A 16,144-nucleotide genomic window follows, 5' to 3' on the forward strand; every position below is an offset into this window, starting at 1 on the left:
AGTGGGCCGCGCACTCTCCACAGGACCGCTGGACCGAGTCGTAGCGCGTCAGTCGAGCTGGAGTGCGGAGTCGGTGCCTCCACATCGATCACGCACCACCTGGTCGTACTCGGATGTCCTCCTGTGGTCCCGTCAGTCCGACGGGTCGTCGGCGAGTTCCGCGACGCCCGTGATCCGGTGCAGCGGGTAGGTGCGGACCTCGTCCGCCGTGTGGTCGTACGCCGTGACGAAGCCGCCCTCGACCTTGACCGGGGCGATCACCCGCTGGCTGGCCGCGCCGTCCGCGTTGACGTAGCCGATCCAGACCGCCGACCCCGTCATCGCCGCCGCCTGGACCGTTGCCAGGGTCTCCGCCGGGGTCGTCCGGGGCAGCTCGCCGGCCGACGCCGGGTCAGGGCCGTCCTGGGTGCTCCCGGTGCCGACGCGGACGGCCCGAGCGGCCGTGTCCCCCGCGCGGATGGCCCGTACGGCCGCCGACAGCAAGGTGCTGTCCGGCACCGGCGGTCCCTCGGGCACCGGCGTCGGGGGCGTACGCGGCGGGGTGCGGCGGGCTCCGGCGCGGGTGATCAGGACGTCGCCCTCCGCGGACTCGGCGGCCGGGGCGTACCCCATCTCGCGCAGGCCGTCCAGCAGCGACGCCGGGTCGGTCTGCGAGGCCAGCACGGTCGGGGCGAGGCGGCGCAGCCGCAGGGCGGCCGAGCGCTTGTCGGCCAGGATCTCGTTCAGGACGGCCTCGTCGTCGCAGCGCACGTAGGCCGACGCGGCCCCGATCCGCAGATGGCCGTGGCGGCGTGCCACGTCGTCGATGAGGTAGCTCAGCGGCTGCGGCACCGGCGTGCGGCTGTGCGTGGCGAGGAAGGCGTGCAGGTCGGAGGCGGCCTGGCCGGCGTCCAGGGCGCGGCGGACGGAGCCGGGTGTGAAGCGGTAGACCGTCGCACCGCCCTTGGACTCGACGTCCGCGAGCACCGACAGCGTCTCGGCGAGCGGGCGTTCCAGCGGGCCGGGCGCGACCGCCGTCAGATCGGCCTGGAGCAGGACGTGGTCGAGGGGCTCGGGGATGAGCGGGGCGAGCCGGGCGGCGGCCTCGCGCGGGGCCTCGTCCAGCAGCGCGCGGGCCTGCGAGGAGAGGGCGCCGCGGCCGGTGACGCCGAGCAACTCCGCCTCGTTGACCGTCCACAGGGCGATCCTGGAGCGCAGGTCGGCCTCTCCGGAGGCCGGTGACGCGCCGGGCGCCGGGGTGCGCAGGGGCCGTTCCCAGCGCAGCCGGGTGAGCAGGGACTGCGGGTCGGGGGCGGTGCCCGCGGGGAGAGCGGCGAACAGGGCCAGCACCCGGCGGCGCACCTCCGGGGCGGCCGAACGGTCCAGGTCGGGGCCGAGGGCGGACAGGGCCCGTCCCTTGGCGTCCTGGCCGCCGACCAGCCCCGCGGTGCGGGTGGCGGCCAGCCAGGAGGAGGCAAGGCGGGTCCAGCGGTCCTGGGCCGGGAGCTCCAGCCAGTCGTCGTACGCCGGGGTCGCCGCGTACCGCTCGTCGGCCTCGCCGTCGGGGGCCAGAAGCCCGGCGGCGTAGGCGAGTTCGACCCAGAAGGCGGCGATCGGCTCCGACACGTCCAGCGCGTTCGCGGTCCGCTTCAGCTCGCGTACGCTCAGGCCGCCCGCCCGGAGGATGGCCGGTCCGCCGTTGTTCCAGAGCTTCAGCAGCTCCTCGATCGTGGACAGCGCGGTGAAGGCCTGGCCGGCCGCGGCTCTGTCCACAGCCTGGGGATCGCGTTCGGCGGCGGCCGTCACGGTCGGCGCCACGGGCTCCGGCACACGGTGGGCACGTCCGGCCCGCAGGTGCAGGGCCGCCTCGCGCGGCAGGACGACCGTACGGGTCGAGACCGGCAGCAACAGCCCCCGGTCGCGCAGCCATCGCACCGGCGGCGCGGGGTTCGCGGTGACCTCGCCGTACGGCGGGCCCCACACCAGCCGGTCCAGCACCGCCAGGGCCTCGACCGGGGCGGTGTCCAGCAGCGCGGCCATGCGGGTGCGGTCGGTGAAGAGCTCCGTCAGTGAGGCGACGGCGGAGACCGGGTCGTGGGTGGGGGGCAGCCCGGCGGCGGCCAGGATCTCCTGGAGCCGGCCCGGTGACATGCCTGCGGTGGCCTCGGCGACGGTCGGGCCGAGGCCGGTGGGTGAGGGGTGCTGCGGGGACGGGGCGAGCAGTTCACGGGCGGTGCGTACGAGGTGCAGTGCCTCGTCCTCGCCCCAGACGAGGGCCTGCTCGCGCAGGGTCGCCAGCGCGCCGGGCAGTGCGGCGGTGATCGCCGCCCCGGTGTCGTCGCGGCCCTCGCCGTCGTCCTGGCCGTCCCCCGTCAAAAGTGCGAGGAGTGTGGCGTACGGCGCCGGGTCCGGCGCCACCGCCAGCGCCTGTGCGGTCTGCAGGGCGAACCGGTCCAGGTGTTCCAGCGCGCGGACGACGGAGGCCCGCGTCCCGGCCCGTGTCGCCAGCTGCGTGATGTCGTTCGGCACGGGACTCAGCAGGTCGGGGCGGGCACGCAGCAGCCCTGCCAGCGATGTGTCGCCCCGGGCGCGCAGAGCCTCGGCGAGCGTGCGCGGTGGTGTGGTCGTCCCCATCCGTCCCACGGTAGCCCCTGGAACGCTACCGTCGGGGCAGGCCGGGTAGAGGGAGAACCATCGGTGGGGATCGAGAGTGACCAGCTTGTCTACGACTACCTGAGCCGGGTCGGCGACCTGGCCCAGCAGCAACAGCTGCCCTCGGGCGCCCGGATGAGACTCGTCTCGACGCTCCGGGGCGAGATCGACCGGCAGCGCGGGACGCAGGGCGCGGACACGCCCGCCACGGTCCGGCGCATCCTCGGCCGGCTCGGCGCGCCGGACGAACTGGTGGCCGCCGCCGCGGAGTCGGGGGACGGCACGGTCGCGATGCCGTCACCCCGGACGGCCGCCGCGCCACCGGCCCCGGCGGAGCCGCGCGGGGTGCCGCGACCGAGGCTCGGACTGTTCCGGAAGGATCCGGTGGTCAAGGGGCCAGGAGGCGAGGAGCCGGCCAAGGCCCTGGGACGCGAGGCCCCGGCGGACGACGGACCGGGCGCGCCGGGTGGTGACGTCCCGGCCGAGGACGTGGAGCGGGGACCCGCACCGGCCTGGCCTGCGGCCTCGGCGCCGCACATGCTCGGCCTGGGGCAGGCGGGCGCGTCGGACGGCGAGCCGGAGTGGTGGCGGACCGAACCGGGACCGTTCGGTGAGCGCGCGGGCGTGTCGGACGCGGACATGACCGTGCCGGGGTTCGTGGGCGGCCTGAGCCCGGAACTACTGGGACGCCCACGGCCGGTGGAGGAACCGGCGGACGTGCCGGACACCGCGGCGGCCGAGCCGGAGGCGCCCGCAGAGGAGCCCGCCCCGGCCTCCCCGCGCAGGTGGTACGGGCTGCGCCGCCGCGAGCGCGTCGCCCAGGGCCGACGGCTCCGGCTCTCCCATCCGTTCCTGCTCCTCGCCGCCGCCCTGCTGGTGGCCGGTGCGGTGCTGGGCTCCTGGCTGGCGCTCGCGGGCGGCTGGGTGCTGGCGTACAGCTCCCGCAAGCTCTCGCGTACGGAGGCGAAGTGGGTGGCGATGGGCCTCCCGGGCGTGGTGGTGGCCGGTGCCTTCGTCTGGCTCTGGGGCCGCATGGACGGCCGTTGGGGCACCCCGATCGCCGAGGGCGCGATGGGGGACGCGATGACGGACGTATGGCCGGGCGTCGTCCGCACGGCGGCGGTGGCGTCCGCGGTCTACCTGGTGTGGAGGTCCCGGCGACTGCCGGGGTGAGGGCGGGGGCGTTCCTGTTCACCGGTCATTCGCAGCCCTTCCCGCGCAACTGGGCCCACACCTGTTTCCCCCAAGGCAGCGGCTCGGTGCCCCACTCCTCGGCCAGCTCCTCCACGAGCGCGAGACCACGCCCGCCCTCGTCTTCCGGGTCCGGTTCCCCGCGCAGTGGCGGGGCCTTCGAGAAGTCCACGACGCCGATCCGGACGCGCATCGCCTCGGGGCGGTCGATGACGACCCGGATGGAGTCCCGCCGGGCGTGCCGAACCGCGTTGGAGACCAGTTCGGAGACGATCAGGGCGCCGTCCTCGGCCACGTCGTCCAGGCCCCAGACGGTCAGTGCCACACGGATCAGGCGCCGGGCGGTCGCGGCGCTCTCCGGCAGACGAGGCATGGTCTCGCTGTACCCGGGGTGCCCGGTCGGGCGGGCCCGCGCCGTAGGTCGGGGCATGTCGGTCTGCTCTCTCGGATCGGCCGGGCCCCACGGCTGGTCGCACGGCCGTCGGGGCGCTGTCCGCTCATGAAAGCGACATGCGGGGAACGCCGACAGGGACGCAACGCCCCACTTTCACCACGCTATTCGCCGATCCCCAGGAACTCGGCCAGGGCCCGGAGCCCCGGCGGGTGGTTGGGCAGTGCCCAGAGGTCACGCACGACGGCCACGGCCAACGTGTGGTGCTGCATCCACGTCGGCGCCACGCGGCGCAGGGACTCCAGGGTCTTCACCGCCCCGGCCGCGTCGCCGATGTCCGTATGGGCCCGTGCCACGTCCAGCAGGAGCCACGTCCGCCAGGACGGCGGCGTGTCCTTGCTCAGCCGCATGCCCTCGGCCAGCGCCAGGGCGTCCTGAGGGTGCCCGTACTGGACCGCCAGCCGGACACGTTCGATGCGGACCGACGAGGGGCTGAAGACGCTGACCATGCGGTTGTCCCCACCGTCAGGCAGCTGCGCGACGCGGCCCGCTTCCTTCTCCGCCGCTTCCATCATCACCGCTGCGCGCTCGTAGTCGCCGCTTCGTGCGGCCGACGTGGCGGCGCTCATGGTCAGCGCGCCCCATACCTTCAAACCGTCGGCTGTCCCGGTGCGGCCCGCGTCCGCCATGTCGTCGGCGACCCGCAGCGCGATGCCCAACGCGTCTTCCAGGCGCCCCTGTCGCTGGTACGTCCACGCCGTGGAGTTGACGATCATCGGCAGAAGCAGTGGATCGGAGGACTGCTGTGCGGCATCCGTCGCGCGTTCCAGGCTGATGAGGGCGAGATCCGTCTTTCCCATCCGTACGGCGACGTGTCCGGCGAGCTGGAGTGCCTTGGCCAGTGCTGCGTAACCGGCCCTGCGGTCCTCGTCGTCCGCCGAGGCCGTGGCGGCGCGCGCATCCGAGATCAGGTCCGGCAGTGCCTTCGTCACCGTGTCGAACTCCGCGGAGTGGTACTGCGTCCAGCCCTCCGCGATCTGTTCCCGCAGCCGGACCGGAGAGAAGCCGGGCCCTGGCGGTTCGGGCTCCGGCCCCCAGAGCACGGGCATGACGGCGCGGCGCACGGCCACGAAGCGCGGTCCGTCGTTCTCGCCTGAGGAGGAGACCGCAGGCGGGTCACCGAGAAGCGTGGTCAGCTCCACACCGAGACCGTTCGCCAGTGCGTGCAGCGTGGGGAGGCGTGCCGAGTGCTTCCGCCCCTGTTCGAGCTGACGGATCACGTCGACGGACACGCCGGAGCGCTCGGCCAGCTCTTCCTGCGTCAGCGAGGCCAGACGGCGCAGGCGGCGCAGGGCCCGTCCCAGGTCTTCGTTTGCCACGTCGCCACGGTACGCCCGCCGCGACCGGGAGAGGGAGCGCCGTGGCGCCACCCGCGGACCGGATCGGCGGGGACCAGGGGCTCGGTCCCGCCCCACTTCGCAAGGGTGACCTGATCCCTCGTCGGCCAGTCACTCCGGTCAACCGGCCGGAGCGCGCGGAGAGATGCGGCTAAGCGCCGTTCTCCTCGGCCGCCTCGTGGAAGGCGGCGACCGCCTCACCGTTGGTTCTCGCCCATTCGGTGAGCCTCCTGATCGGCTCGTCCAGGGTGCGCCCGAGCTCGGTCAGGCCGTACTCCACGCGCGGTGGCGCCTCGGCGTACGAGCGCCGCTCGACGAGCCCGTTCTCCTGGAGGCGGCGCAGCGTCTGCGTCAGTACCTTGCGCGAGACGCCTCCGATGAGTTCGACCAGCTCGCCGTGGCGCAGGGGGCCGTCGCTCAGAGCGAAGAGCGTGACCACGGCCCATTTGCTGGAGATGATCTCGACTGCCGTGCGGGCGGGGCAGTCGGCGAGGAAGACGGTTCCGGGACGGAGGCTCACGAGCCGAAGGGTACCTATCGGTACCTGACGGATGCCTAACGTCGAAGACATGCAGCGCACCCCTTCGAAGGGCGCCGAGACCGAGCTCGGCGTCTCCTCTCCCGGGCGTCACACGCCGGTCCGTCCCGGAACTCCGGTCCGGCGGTGGGCCGTCCCGCGTCCACACCATGGTCACCGGCCCCGCTGCGATCGACACCAGGCAGGCGGAACGCTGCGCCCTGGTGCGCGAAAGCCGCCGGACCGGCGAAGCGCCGCACAGCCGGACCGGCGCATGTCCGGCTACCCCACCCCGTCGAACACCTGAGGTGTCACCATGTTCATCACCTATGCCGTCGTCGCCGCACTCATGTCGATGGTGCTCCTGGCTTCGGCCGGTGCCAAGTTCACCCGGCCGAAGCGGCTTGTCGACCAGATGTCCACCCTCGGCCTGCCGTACGGCATGCTGCCGTTCCTGGGCATCGCCCAGGCGGCGGGCGCCGGAGGCCTCGTCGTCGGGCTCTGGTGGGGGCCGCTCGGTATCGCCGCCGCCGTCTGCCTGGCGCTCTACTTCATAGGCGCGGTCGCCACCCACCTGCGCGTCGGTGACTACGAGGGGGCGCCCCCGGCAGCCGTCCTGACAGCTGTCGCCGTCGCCCTCGTCGTCCTGCGGTCGGCGACCCTGTGACTGCCTCGACCACGCGAACCGGCTGAGCTGTTGGTGGCATCGGCCAGGCCGTCGGCCGGCCCGCCCTATCTGGAATACCGGCAGTCGTCCCCCTCCGGCCTTGCCGGCCCGTGGCGCCGCTCGTAGCGGCGGCGAGCGGCGTTGTGGGCGTCGAGCAGCAGCCGCATGACCGTGTCCGTCGTCCTGTCACCGGGATTGACCACGGAGACCCAGCCGAGTGCGCCGTACACCGGGTGCGGCATGACCCTGTCGGCGGCGGCGTGGTCGTGAGGACGGCCGACGCCGTGCGGGTCTTCCCCGGTGAGCTCCCGAAACGTCGGCCGGTCGACGTGGATGTTCACCCGCCGGCGCCCCGGAGGATCGAGGTCGGACGTGGCGTCGTCGGGGCAGTCCTTGGTGACGATCGTCCCGTAGGGCTGGACGTTCTGAGGCATCCCCCCGTCGGGGGCGTAGTAGAAGAACGCGTCTCCCCACGCGATCTCGGGGAAGCCGTCTCCCGGCTCCGGGACGAACACGAGCGCGCCGTCGAAGCCTCGTACGGTCGCGATGATCTGTTCCATACTCATGGTTCAAGCATCATCTTCATGTGCTTGTGTGGGGTTCGGCTTGTGGGAGGTCCGGTGAGCGGTTCGCGAAGGGTGCCCCTCCGCACCGTCGATGTCGCCCGGGAGTCGGGGTACTCGGTGCAACAGGTGCGAGGTGCGTGACCTGGAGCGGCTGGGAGTGATTCCTCCGGCCGCTCGGTCGGCCAACGGGTACCGGTCCTACACCCCGGTTCACGTGCGGGCTCTGGGCGCCTATCGCGGGCTCGCGGGCGCTGTCGGACCTGTCGAGGCCCGGAAGACGCTCGTGAGGCTGCAGACGGAGACGCTCGATGAGGCGGCCGCGGCGGTCAGCGCGGTGCACGTACAGCTCACGCGGGAACGGGAGGAGACTCTGCACGCTCAGCAGGCGTTGCGTGCGATCGAGGCCGAAGCCCACACACCCGGGTCAGGGCAAGAGGGTGACGCCATGACCATCACGGAGCTCGCCGGAGCGCTCGGTGTGCGTTCCTCGGCCTTGCGGTTCTGGGAGCAGGAGGGGCTGGTCCTGCCCGAGCGGGTGACGTCCCTGCGCGCACGTCGTTACGGTCCTTCGGCGGTCGGAGCGGCCAGGATCGTGGTCGCTCTGCGCGGTGCCGGATACGGCGTCCCCGAGGTGCGGGAGATCATGGGCTCCCTGCGCCGGCACGACGGCTCGGGGGAGGCCCGACGCATCCTGCGGCAACGCCTCGACCGGATCGCCGCACGGACCGTGGCGCTGCTCCGGGCGGGCGCCGACCTGGCGGCCGTCGTCGCGTCTGCCGAGGAGCCGGCGCCCCAGGGCCGGTGACGGGAGGGGCCGCGCCCCGGCCCCCGGCCCCGCCCCGGCCCCCGGCCCCCGGCCCCGCCCCGGGAGGCCGAGGGCACGCCCGTCGCCGCTACTTCGTCAGGTCGGCCTGGAGTTCGTCCAGGATCTTGCCCGCCGCCGTGTAGCCGATGCCCTGGATCCACAGCTCGTCGTCGACCGGGAACACCCTGTCGTTCTTCACCGCGGCCATGTTCTTCCACAGCCCGCTGCCCACGGTCTGCGTCTCCTTGGACTTCTTCGCGTCCCCGTACGTCGAGTGGAAGATCACGTCGGCGTCCGCCAGGTCGATCTTCTCCGGGCTGACGTCGTACGAGAAGCCGTCCTTGGCCTTGTCGACGATCGCGGGGCGGCCGAGGCCGATGTCCGCGAGGACCGTTCCGATGTAGTTCTGCTTGCCGTAGATGCGGATGTCCGCGCCTTCGACGAACCGCACCATGTTGACCTCGGTGGCCGCCGCCTTCTCCTTGCCGCCGAGCGCCTCGGTGACCTTCGCGGTGTGCGCGGCGTAGTCGGAGATGACCTTCTCGGCCTCCGGGACCTTGCCGAGCGCGTTGGCGTGGGTCTGGAAGTTCTCCTTCCAGGTGAAGCCGGTGTTCTCCGTCATGACCGTCGGGGCGATCTTCTTCAGCTCGTCGTACTTGTCGCCGTGCCGGATCTTGCTGGTGAGGATCAGGTCGGGCTTGAGCGCGGCGATCGACTCGAGGTTCGGCGTCATCAGCGCGCCGACGTCCTTGATGCCCGCGACCTGGTCCTCGGACAGGTAGCTCAGGAAGCCCGAGTCCACGTCCGCGTGGGTCGCCCCCACCGGCTTCACGCCGAGGGTGAGCGCGGAGTCCAGCTCGGCGGTGTCCAGGACGACGACCCGCTTCGGCGCGACGGGGACCTTCACGTTGCCCATCGCGGTGGAGACCGTGTGGGTGTCGGCCGAGGCGCCGCCTCCGGACACGGCGTCGGAGTCGGAGTCCGACGACCCGCAGGCGGAGAGCGCCAGGGCGGTGGTCAGGGCGAAGGAGACCGCGGCGAGGCCGCGGCGGCTGCGGAGCGAACCGGTCATGTCAGAGTGCCTTTCGGGGAGAGGGTGTGGAAGGTTTCCAGGGCGCGCCCGGCACGACGAGCGGCGAACCCGTCACCGGGTCCGGGACGACCACCGCCTCCAGGCCGAAGACCTCACGGACGAGTTCCGCGGTCACGACGTCCCCGGGACGGCCCTCGGCCACGATCCGGCCCGCCTTCATGGCGACCAGGTGGTCGGCGTACCGGGCCGCCTGGTTGAGGTCGTGGAGCACGGTGACGACGGTCCGCCCCCGGGTGCCGTCGGCCGCCGGGGCGGCGAGCCGGCGCACCAGGTCCAGGACCTCCACCTGGTGCGCGATGTCGAGGTAGGTCGTCGGCTCGTCCAGGAGCAGCAGATCGGTCTCCTGGGCGAGGGCCATCGCGATCCACACGCGCTGGCGCTGACCGCCGGAGAGGGCGTCCACGGACCGGTCGGCGAGAGAGGTGACGTCCGTCTGCTCCATGGCGTCCGTCACCGCCCGCTCGTCCGCCTCCGACCACTGCTGCCACCAGTGCTGGTGCGGTTGGCGGCCACGGGCGACCAGGTCGGAGACGGTGATCGCCTCGGGGGCCACCGGGGTCTGCGGCAGCAGCCCGACGGACTGGGCGATCTTCCGTGTCGGGATGCGGGAGAGCTCGGTGCCGTCCAGGAGGACCGCCCCGCCCGCCGGTCTCAGCAGCCGGCCGAGCGCACGCAGGGTGGTCGACTTGCCGCAGGCGTTCGGTCCGACGATGACCGTCACCCGCCCGTCGGGGACGGCCAGGTCCAGCTCGTGGACGACGGTGCGGTCCTCGTAGGCGAGGGTCAGCCCGCGGGCGGTGAGCCTCGACGTGACGGTGCCGGTGAGGCCGGTCGTGGTCATGCGGTGCCTCCACTGCGGCCGCCGTGGCCGCGGATGATCAGCCAGATCAGGTACGGGGCGCCGACCGCCGCCGTCAGTACGCCCACCGGGAGCTCGGTCGGCGAGAAGAGCCTGCGGGCCAGGAGATCGCCGAGGACGACGACGATCGCGCCCAGCAGTGCCGAGCACAGCAGCGGGATCTGTGCCGTACGGGTCGTCCGGCGGGCGATCTGCGGGGCCAGCAGCGCCACGAAGTCGACCGGTCCTGCCGTCCCCGTCGCCACCGAGGCCAGGATCACGCCGAGGGCGACGAGCCCCAGCCGTACGCGGCCGAGCCGCACCCCGAGCGCCGTCGCCGTGTCGTCGTCCATCGAGACGGTGCGCTGCGCGCGGGCCGCCCACAGCACGGCGGGCAGCAGGACGAGCAGGGTCCAGCCGATCGGGGCGGCCTCGGTCCAGCCGCGGCCGTTGAGCGAGCCCGTCATCCAGATCTGCGCCTGCTGGGCGACGAGGTAGTCGCCCTTGGTCAGGAACAGGGTCGTCACCGAGCGCAGGGCGACCGCGAAACCGATGCCGATGAGCACGAAGCGGGTGGCGTGCAGCCCGCCGCGCCACGCGAACACGTACACGAGAGCCGCCGCGGCGACGCCGCCGAGCACGGAGAGGTACGGCAGGAGGGTGTAGGAGGTGACGCCGAAGGTCATCGCGCCGACCGTGAGCGCGCCCGCGCCCTGGCTGATGCCGATGATGTCGGGGCTGGCCAGCGGGTTGCGGGCGACGGTCTGGATCAGAGCGCCGGCGACACCGAAGGCGAGGCCCACGAGCAGCCCGACCACCAGGCGCGGCAGCCGCAGCGTGCCCACGACGAGCTCGTCCGGCGACGGCTGCCCGAGGACGACCTTCACCACCTCTCCGGGCGCCACGAAGCTCTCGCCGACGCAGAGGTACGCCACCGAGAGGGCGGCCAGCAGCACGGCGAGCCCCAGCGAGACCAGCGCCGCCCGCCGGTGGAGCAGGAATCCGGCCCGCCTCCCGACCCGTACGACGCCGTAACCGGCGGGCCGGACCGGGGGGCGTGCGGGCACTGCCGTGTCCGTGGTCACGCGGGCACCGCCTTCCGGCGTACGAGGGCGACGAGGAACGGCACACCGATCAGCGCCGTCATCACGCCCGCCGGTACCTCGCCGGGCGGCAGGACGATCCGGCCGACGACGTCGGAGACCAGCAGCATCACGGGCCCGATCAGCGCCGCCATGGGCAGCACCCAGCGGTGGTCGCCGCCGACGATCGCGCGGGCGATGTGCGGGACCGCGAGGCCGACGAAGGCGATCGGCCCGGCCGCCGCGACCCCGGCGCCGGTGAGCGCCGTGGCGCCGATGCCGCCGACGATCCGTACGGCCGCCACGTTCCGGCCCAGGCCCTTCGCCACGTCCTCGCCCAGCGCCAACGCGTCCAGGCCGCGCGCCACGGAGAGCACGAGCACCATGCCGACCAGCAGGAACGGCCAGATCTGCTGGGCGACCTGGGCCTCGCGCCCGGCGATCGAACCGACCTGCCAGAAACGGAACTCGTCCAGCGCGGACGCCTTGGTGGTGAGCACGGCCATGGTCACCGACACCAGCAGCGCGTTGATCGCCGCGCCGCCCAGCGCGAGCTTCACCGGGGTGGCGCCGCCACGGCCCCGGGAGGCGATGGCGTACACCGCGACGGACGCGACGGCGGCCCCCGCGAAGGCGAACCACACGTATCCGGAGAGGGTGTGGATCCCGGCGTAGGCGATGGCCAGCACCACGGCCACCGAGGCGCCCTGGCTGATGCCGAGGACCCCGGGGTCGGCGATGGGATTGCGGGTGATGCCCTGGAGCGCCGTACCCGCGAGGGCGAGGGCCGCGCCGACCATCAGCCCGATCAGGGTGCGGGGCACCCGCATCTCGCGGACCACCTCGGCGGCGTCCGAGTGCCCGCCGTGCAGCAGGGCGTCGACGACCGCGGTGGGCGCGATGGTCCGCGCGCCCACGGCCAGACTGAGCAGGACGGCCAGCAGCAGGGCGAGGACGGCCACCGCGGTCGCGAGTGCGCGTCTGGAGAGGCGGGGTGCGGCGGGGGCCATCGGAACCAATCGGGTGGCGAGGACGAGCAAGGTAAGGCTTGGCTGAGTCTATGCGCGGCCTGTCAACCGGGTCAGTGTGCCCTTGGCGGTCCCGTCCGGCCCGGCACCCCTTCTCCGGGGCCCGGCACCCCTTCTCCGGGCCCGTGGGCACCCTGCGGGGGCCGCCGCGCCGTCACCCGGGTTCCGGACGCTCGGCACAATGGCGGCATGCCTTCACGCACCCTGACGGTCGGCTTCGACCTGGACATGACGCTCATCGACTCCCGGCCCGGCATCAAGGCCGCCTACCTGACCCTGGCGGCCGAGACCGGGGTGTACATCGACACCGACCTGGTCGTGAGCCGTCTCGGTCCGCCGCTGGAGGACGAGCTGACCAACTGGTACCCGCCCGAGTCGATCGCCGCCGCCGCCGACCGGTACCGCGCGCTCTACCCGGACCGGGCGATCACGCCGACGCCCGCGCTGGCCGGCGCCCGGGAGGCCGTCGAGGCGGTCCAGGCGCTCGGCGGGCGGGCGATCGTCGTCACCGCCAAGTACGAGCCGAACGCCAAGCTCCACCTCGACCACCTCGGCCTGGTGCCGGACGTCCTGATCGGCGGTCTCTGGGCCGAGGGCAAGGCGGAGGCGCTCCTGGACCACGGCGCGCGGATATACGTCGGCGACCACACCGGCGACGTACGCGGGGCGCGCGCGGCGGACGCCCTGTCGGTCGGCGTCACCACCGGACCGTGCGACGAGGAGGAGCTGCGGGCCGCGGGCGCCGACGTGATCCTGCCAAATCTCACCGGGTTCCCGGCCTGGCTGAACGCCTGGGCGGCACGCGGCGAGGCGGTCTGAGGGGCCTGGTCAGCGGGCGGCGGCGCGCTTCGGCGAGCTCTTCCAGACCGAGCGCACCACACCGGCGGCGGCGATGAGGAAGCCCAGCCCCATCAGCATGCACACCGCATAAGCCGCGGACGGGAACGGATCGGTGCCCAGGAACAGGGGGGCGACGGTCACCAGGGTGGCGAGCGCGCCGACGAAGAAGACGATCGCGCCGACCTGTACGAGCCGGTCGCCTGCGCCGGAAGGAGTAGTACTCACCCGGCCAGGGTAGTTCCCAGCTCGGCGGAGCCGTTCGGCGACGTCTTGTCTTCGGCCTCCGGGCCACTAGCCTTGGACGTGGCGGGTCACGGGACCCGCTGTACTGCTATCCGGAGCCGTTTCGCGGCTCTCCCGCCCCACCGACGAGTACGAGGACGAGGACAGACGTGCCCACGGGTAAGGTCAAATGGTTCAATTCGGAAAAGGGCTTCGGCTTTCTTTCGCGCGACGACGGCGACGACGTCTTCGTCCACTCGTCCGTACTCCCGGCCGGTGTCGACGCCCTCAAGCCCGGTCAGCGCGTCGAGTTCGGCGTGGTCGCGGGCCAGCGCGGTGACCAGGCCCTGTCCGTCGTCGTCCTGGACCCCACGCCCTCCGTCGCGGCCGCGCAGCGGCGCAAGCCGGACGAGCTGGCGTCGATCGTGCAGGACCTGACGACCGTGCTGGAGAACATCACGCCGCTGCTGGAGCGCGGTCGCTACCCGGACAAGGCCGCGGGCGCCAAGATCGCCGGACTGCTGCGGGCGGTCGCGGACCAGCTCGACGTGTGACGCACGCGTCCCCCCTGCGGGTGGCACCGCCGCGGCGGTCGCGCGCGGCGGCGGTGACCCGGCGTCTCAGGCGTCAGCGACCGGTGACCGACAGCGCGTCCGGGGCCAGCGGCGGTACGAGGCCCTCGGCGGCCGCCCGCGTCAGCAGGCCGCGGATCGCCGCGTAGCCGTTCTCGCCGAGGTCGGCGGTGAACTCGTTGACGTACAGCCCGATGTGCTGGTCGGCCACGGCCGGGTCCATCTCCTGGGCGTGCTCCGCGACGTAGGGGCGCGACCGCTCCGGGTCGTCCCACGCCATCCGCACCGAGGTGCGGATGGCGTCGGTCAGCCGCTCCAGCGCCTCCTGGCCCAGGGACCGCTTGGCGACGATCGCGCCGAGCGGGATCGGCAGCCCGGTGGTCGACTCCCAGTGCTCGCCCATGTCGGCGAGGCTGTGCAGGCCGTAGTTCTGGTAGGTGAAGCGGGCCTCGTGGATCACCAGACCGGCGTCCACCCGGCCGTCGCGCACGGCGGGCATGATCTGGTCGAACGGCATGACGACGATCTCGCCCACGCCGCCGGGCACCACCTCGGCCGCCCAGAGCCGGAACAGCAGGTACGCGGTGGACCGCTCGCTGGGCACCGCCACGGTCTTGCCGGTCAGGTCCGCGCCCGGCTCCCGGGTGAGGACGAGCGGCCCGCAACCGCGGCCCAGCGCGCCGCCGCAGGGCAGCAGCGCGTACTCGTCGAGGACGTACGGCAGTACGGCGTAGGAGACCTTCAGGACGTCGAACTCGCCGCGCTCGGCCATGCCGTTGGTGAGGTCGATGTCGGCGAAGGTGACGTCGAGGGCGGGCGCGTCCGGGACCCTTCCGTGCGCCCAGGCGTCGAAGACGAAGGTGTCGTTCGGGCACGGCGAGAAGGCGATCCGCAGCTCGGGCGGTATGCCGCCGGCGCTGTCAGTCACGGTGCGGGGCGCGGAGTCGGTCGAGTCGGTCATGGGTCCAGCCTTCCACTACGGGTGCGATCTTCCCGAACGCCTCGGTGAGCGCCGCCAGGGCTTCGCCGATGCGCCAGGCGTCCCGGTCGCGGGGCCCGACGGCGTTCGAGACGGCCCGGAGCTCCAGTACCGGCACGCCGAGCCGGTCGGCGGCCTCCGCGACGCCGAAGCCCTCCATGGCCTCGGCGACGGCTCCGGGATGGGCGGCCAGCAGCGCGGCGGTGCGTGCGGCGCTGCCGGTCACGGTCGAAACGGTGAGCACCCGGCCCCGCACGGCCCCGGTGGCCTCGGCCACCTCCCGTACGAGGGAGGCGGGCGGCACGAAGAGGTCCCTGCCGAAGCCGAGACCGGTGACGGGCACGAATCCGTCCGGGGTCTCGGCGCCCAGATCGGCGGCGACGATGGCGCTCGCCACGACGAGGGAGCCGACGGGCGCGGCGGGAGCGAAACCGCCCCCGATGCCGGCGGAGACGACGAGCCCGTACGGCGCGTCGTCAGGTGACCGGGAGTCAGGTGACCGCAAGGCAGGTGACCGCAAGCCAGGTGACCCGGAGCCGGGTGGCTCGGAGCCGGGCCCCCCGAGGCGGGATGTCGAGGAGTCGGCCGCCCCGGTGTCGGGTGTCCGGGCGGCGGCCAGGGCGAACGCGGTGGCCGCCGCCGAGGCGGCCGGTCCCGCACCGCCCGCGACCACGTCGAAGGGGCCCGCCCGGTGCACCTCGGCGCCCGGCACGGCCCGGATCTCCGGCGGCCGGCCGACGGCGCGCGTGACCGCGTCCCGTTCGGCCGGGACGGCGGTCACGACGAGGACCCGCACGGCGGAGCTCCTGGCGAATCGGGGGATCAGGCGGTCAGGAGGTCTTCTTGAGCTGGAAGTGCCAGACACCCGTGAGCTTCTGGCCCTGCGTCTCGACGATGCTGACCTGCGTCTTGTCCGCGGTGGCCTCGCCGGTCTGGCTGGCGAAGAAGGCGCTGCCCGGGATCGAGCGGTAGGTCTTCTTGTACGGCTCCTGCTCGGCCTGCTGGCCGTTGATGAACAGGGTCCAGCCGTGGTCGGCGATCTCGGGGTCGACGCCGAAGCGGACCTTGTCGTCCATCGCGACCTCGACGGTCTTGTCCGCCTTCTTGTTGAGGCAGCCCTCGATCTCGGATTCCTTGAGTGCCTTGCCGTCGTTGTAGCAGGCGGCCTCGGTGCTCACCGAGTTGTCGCCGACCGTCACGGTGGCGAGCGGCGTCGGCTTGTCGCAGGCGGACAGGACAAGGAGTCCCGCGGACACGGCACCGAGAGCGACGCCGATTCGACGGCCCTTACCGGAGAAGAACGCAACGGTCATGCGCCGAAGGTT

General features: G+C 73.1%; 17 protein-coding genes and 1 pseudogene. 5 read left to right on the forward strand and 13 right to left on the reverse strand.

The features are described from left to right. Positions 1–132: 132 nt before the first annotated feature. Positions 133–2,613: a helicase C-terminal domain-containing protein gene (locus tag SACTE_RS18650; protein WP_014047571.1), complete on the reverse strand. Its 2,481-nt coding sequence runs from the start codon at positions 2,611–2,613 to the stop codon at positions 133–135. A gap of 63 nt (positions 2,614–2,676) precedes the next feature. Between SACTE_RS18650 and SACTE_RS18655 the strand changes: the two genes are divergently transcribed. Continuing rightward, on the forward strand, positions 2,677–3,804 hold the full coding sequence (locus SACTE_RS18655; protein WP_014047572.1) for a hypothetical protein: 1,128 nt from the start codon (positions 2,677–2,679) through the stop codon (positions 3,802–3,804). Positions 3,805–3,829: 25 nt separating this feature from the next. Here SACTE_RS18655 and SACTE_RS18660 read toward each other — a convergent pair whose 3' ends face one another. The 3 genes from SACTE_RS18660 to SACTE_RS18670 all read right to left on the reverse strand — a co-directional run bounded on the left by SACTE_RS18660 (position 3,830) and on the right by SACTE_RS18670 (position 6,130). After that, a complete protein-coding gene (locus SACTE_RS18660) occupies positions 3,830–4,195 on the reverse strand; it encodes an ATP-binding protein (protein WP_019993386.1) in 366 nt (121 codons plus the stop codon). A 182-nt stretch (positions 4,196–4,377) separates the two neighbouring features. Next, positions 4,378–5,592: a helix-turn-helix transcriptional regulator gene (locus SACTE_RS18665; RefSeq protein ID WP_014047574.1), complete on the reverse strand. Its 1,215-nt coding sequence runs from the start codon at positions 5,590–5,592 to the stop codon at positions 4,378–4,380. A 169-nt stretch (positions 5,593–5,761) separates the two neighbouring features. Further along, complete coding sequence (locus tag SACTE_RS18670; protein ID WP_019993385.1) at positions 5,762–6,130, reverse strand: helix-turn-helix domain-containing protein; 369 nt, start codon at positions 6,128–6,130, stop codon at positions 5,762–5,764. Positions 6,131–6,443: 313 nt separating this feature from the next. Here SACTE_RS18670 and SACTE_RS18675 point away from each other — a divergent pair, with 313 nt between their 5' ends. Next, positions 6,444–6,794 (forward strand): DoxX family protein, encoded by a 351-nt coding sequence (locus SACTE_RS18675; RefSeq protein ID WP_014047576.1) that lies wholly within the window; start codon positions 6,444–6,446, stop codon positions 6,792–6,794. Between the two features lie 65 nt (positions 6,795–6,859). Here SACTE_RS18675 and SACTE_RS18680 read toward each other — a convergent pair whose 3' ends face one another. Next, entirely contained in the window at positions 6,860–7,354 is a 495-nt protein-coding gene (locus SACTE_RS18680) for a DUF6194 family protein (RefSeq protein ID WP_019993384.1), read from the reverse strand. Between the two features lie 24 nt (positions 7,355–7,378). Here SACTE_RS18680 and SACTE_RS18685 point away from each other — a divergent pair. Further along, a pseudogene (locus tag SACTE_RS18685) lies at positions 7,379–8,165 on the forward strand (MerR family transcriptional regulator). An 88-nt stretch (positions 8,166–8,253) separates the two neighbouring features. Here the strand turns inward: SACTE_RS18685 and SACTE_RS18690 are convergent. The 4 genes from SACTE_RS18690 to SACTE_RS18705 are packed head-to-tail and all read right to left on the reverse strand — an operon-like array spanning position 8,254 to position 12,188. Continuing rightward, positions 8,254–9,237 (reverse strand): iron-siderophore ABC transporter substrate-binding protein, encoded by a 984-nt coding sequence (locus SACTE_RS18690; RefSeq protein ID WP_014047578.1) that lies wholly within the window; start codon positions 9,235–9,237, stop codon positions 8,254–8,256. Between the two features lies 1 nt (position 9,238). Continuing rightward, a complete protein-coding gene (locus SACTE_RS18695) occupies positions 9,239–10,099 on the reverse strand; it encodes an ABC transporter ATP-binding protein (RefSeq protein ID WP_014047579.1) in 861 nt (286 codons plus the stop codon). Then, positions 10,096–11,181, reverse strand: coding sequence for an iron chelate uptake ABC transporter family permease subunit (locus SACTE_RS18700; protein WP_014047580.1), 1,086 nt, complete (start codon positions 11,179–11,181; stop codon positions 10,096–10,098). The genes SACTE_RS18695 and SACTE_RS18700 overlap by 4 nt, the downstream gene beginning before the upstream one ends. Beyond that, positions 11,178–12,188, reverse strand: coding sequence for an iron ABC transporter permease (locus tag SACTE_RS18705; RefSeq protein ID WP_014047581.1), 1,011 nt, complete (start codon positions 12,186–12,188; stop codon positions 11,178–11,180). Before SACTE_RS18705 ends, SACTE_RS18700 begins: the two co-directional genes overlap by 4 nt. A 207-nt stretch (positions 12,189–12,395) precedes the next feature. Here SACTE_RS18705 and SACTE_RS18710 point away from each other — a divergent pair, with 207 nt between their 5' ends. Next, the gene (locus SACTE_RS18710) at positions 12,396–13,025 is read left to right on the forward strand and encodes an HAD hydrolase-like protein (protein WP_014047582.1); all 630 of its coding nucleotides are present in this window, start codon (positions 12,396–12,398) and stop codon (positions 13,023–13,025) included. Positions 13,026–13,034: 9 nt separating this feature from the next. Here the strand turns inward: SACTE_RS18710 and SACTE_RS18715 are convergent, their stop codons facing one another. After that, complete coding sequence (locus SACTE_RS18715; protein WP_014047583.1) at positions 13,035–13,271, reverse strand: hypothetical protein; 237 nt, start codon at positions 13,269–13,271, stop codon at positions 13,035–13,037. Positions 13,272–13,438: 167 nt separating this feature from the next. On the opposite strand from SACTE_RS18715, the gene SACTE_RS35520 reads away from it, so the two are divergent. After that, positions 13,439–13,822 (forward strand): cold-shock protein, encoded by a 384-nt coding sequence (locus SACTE_RS35520; protein WP_014047584.1) that lies wholly within the window; start codon positions 13,439–13,441, stop codon positions 13,820–13,822. A gap of 73 nt (positions 13,823–13,895) precedes the next feature. Here SACTE_RS35520 and SACTE_RS18725 read toward each other — a convergent pair whose 3' ends face one another. Genes SACTE_RS18725 through SACTE_RS18735 form a run of 3 tightly spaced genes read right to left on the reverse strand, consistent with a single transcriptional unit; the run spans position 13,896 to position 16,132 of the window. After that, positions 13,896–14,801: a 1,4-dihydroxy-6-naphthoate synthase gene (locus tag SACTE_RS18725; RefSeq protein ID WP_014047585.1), complete on the reverse strand. Its 906-nt coding sequence runs from the start codon at positions 14,799–14,801 to the stop codon at positions 13,896–13,898. After that, entirely contained in the window at positions 14,761–15,615 is an 855-nt protein-coding gene (locus tag SACTE_RS18730; RefSeq protein ID WP_014047586.1) for a futalosine hydrolase, read from the reverse strand. The genes SACTE_RS18725 and SACTE_RS18730 overlap by 41 nt, the downstream gene beginning before the upstream one ends. A 34-nt stretch (positions 15,616–15,649) precedes the next feature. Next, positions 15,650–16,132: a hypothetical protein gene (locus SACTE_RS18735; protein ID WP_014047587.1), complete on the reverse strand. Its 483-nt coding sequence runs from the start codon at positions 16,130–16,132 to the stop codon at positions 15,650–15,652. Positions 16,133–16,144 lie beyond the last annotated feature (12 nt).

Source organism: Streptomyces sp. SirexAA-E, from assembly GCF_000177195.2.
Taxonomy (GTDB): domain Bacteria; phylum Actinomycetota; class Actinomycetes; order Streptomycetales; family Streptomycetaceae; genus Streptomyces; species Streptomyces flavovirens.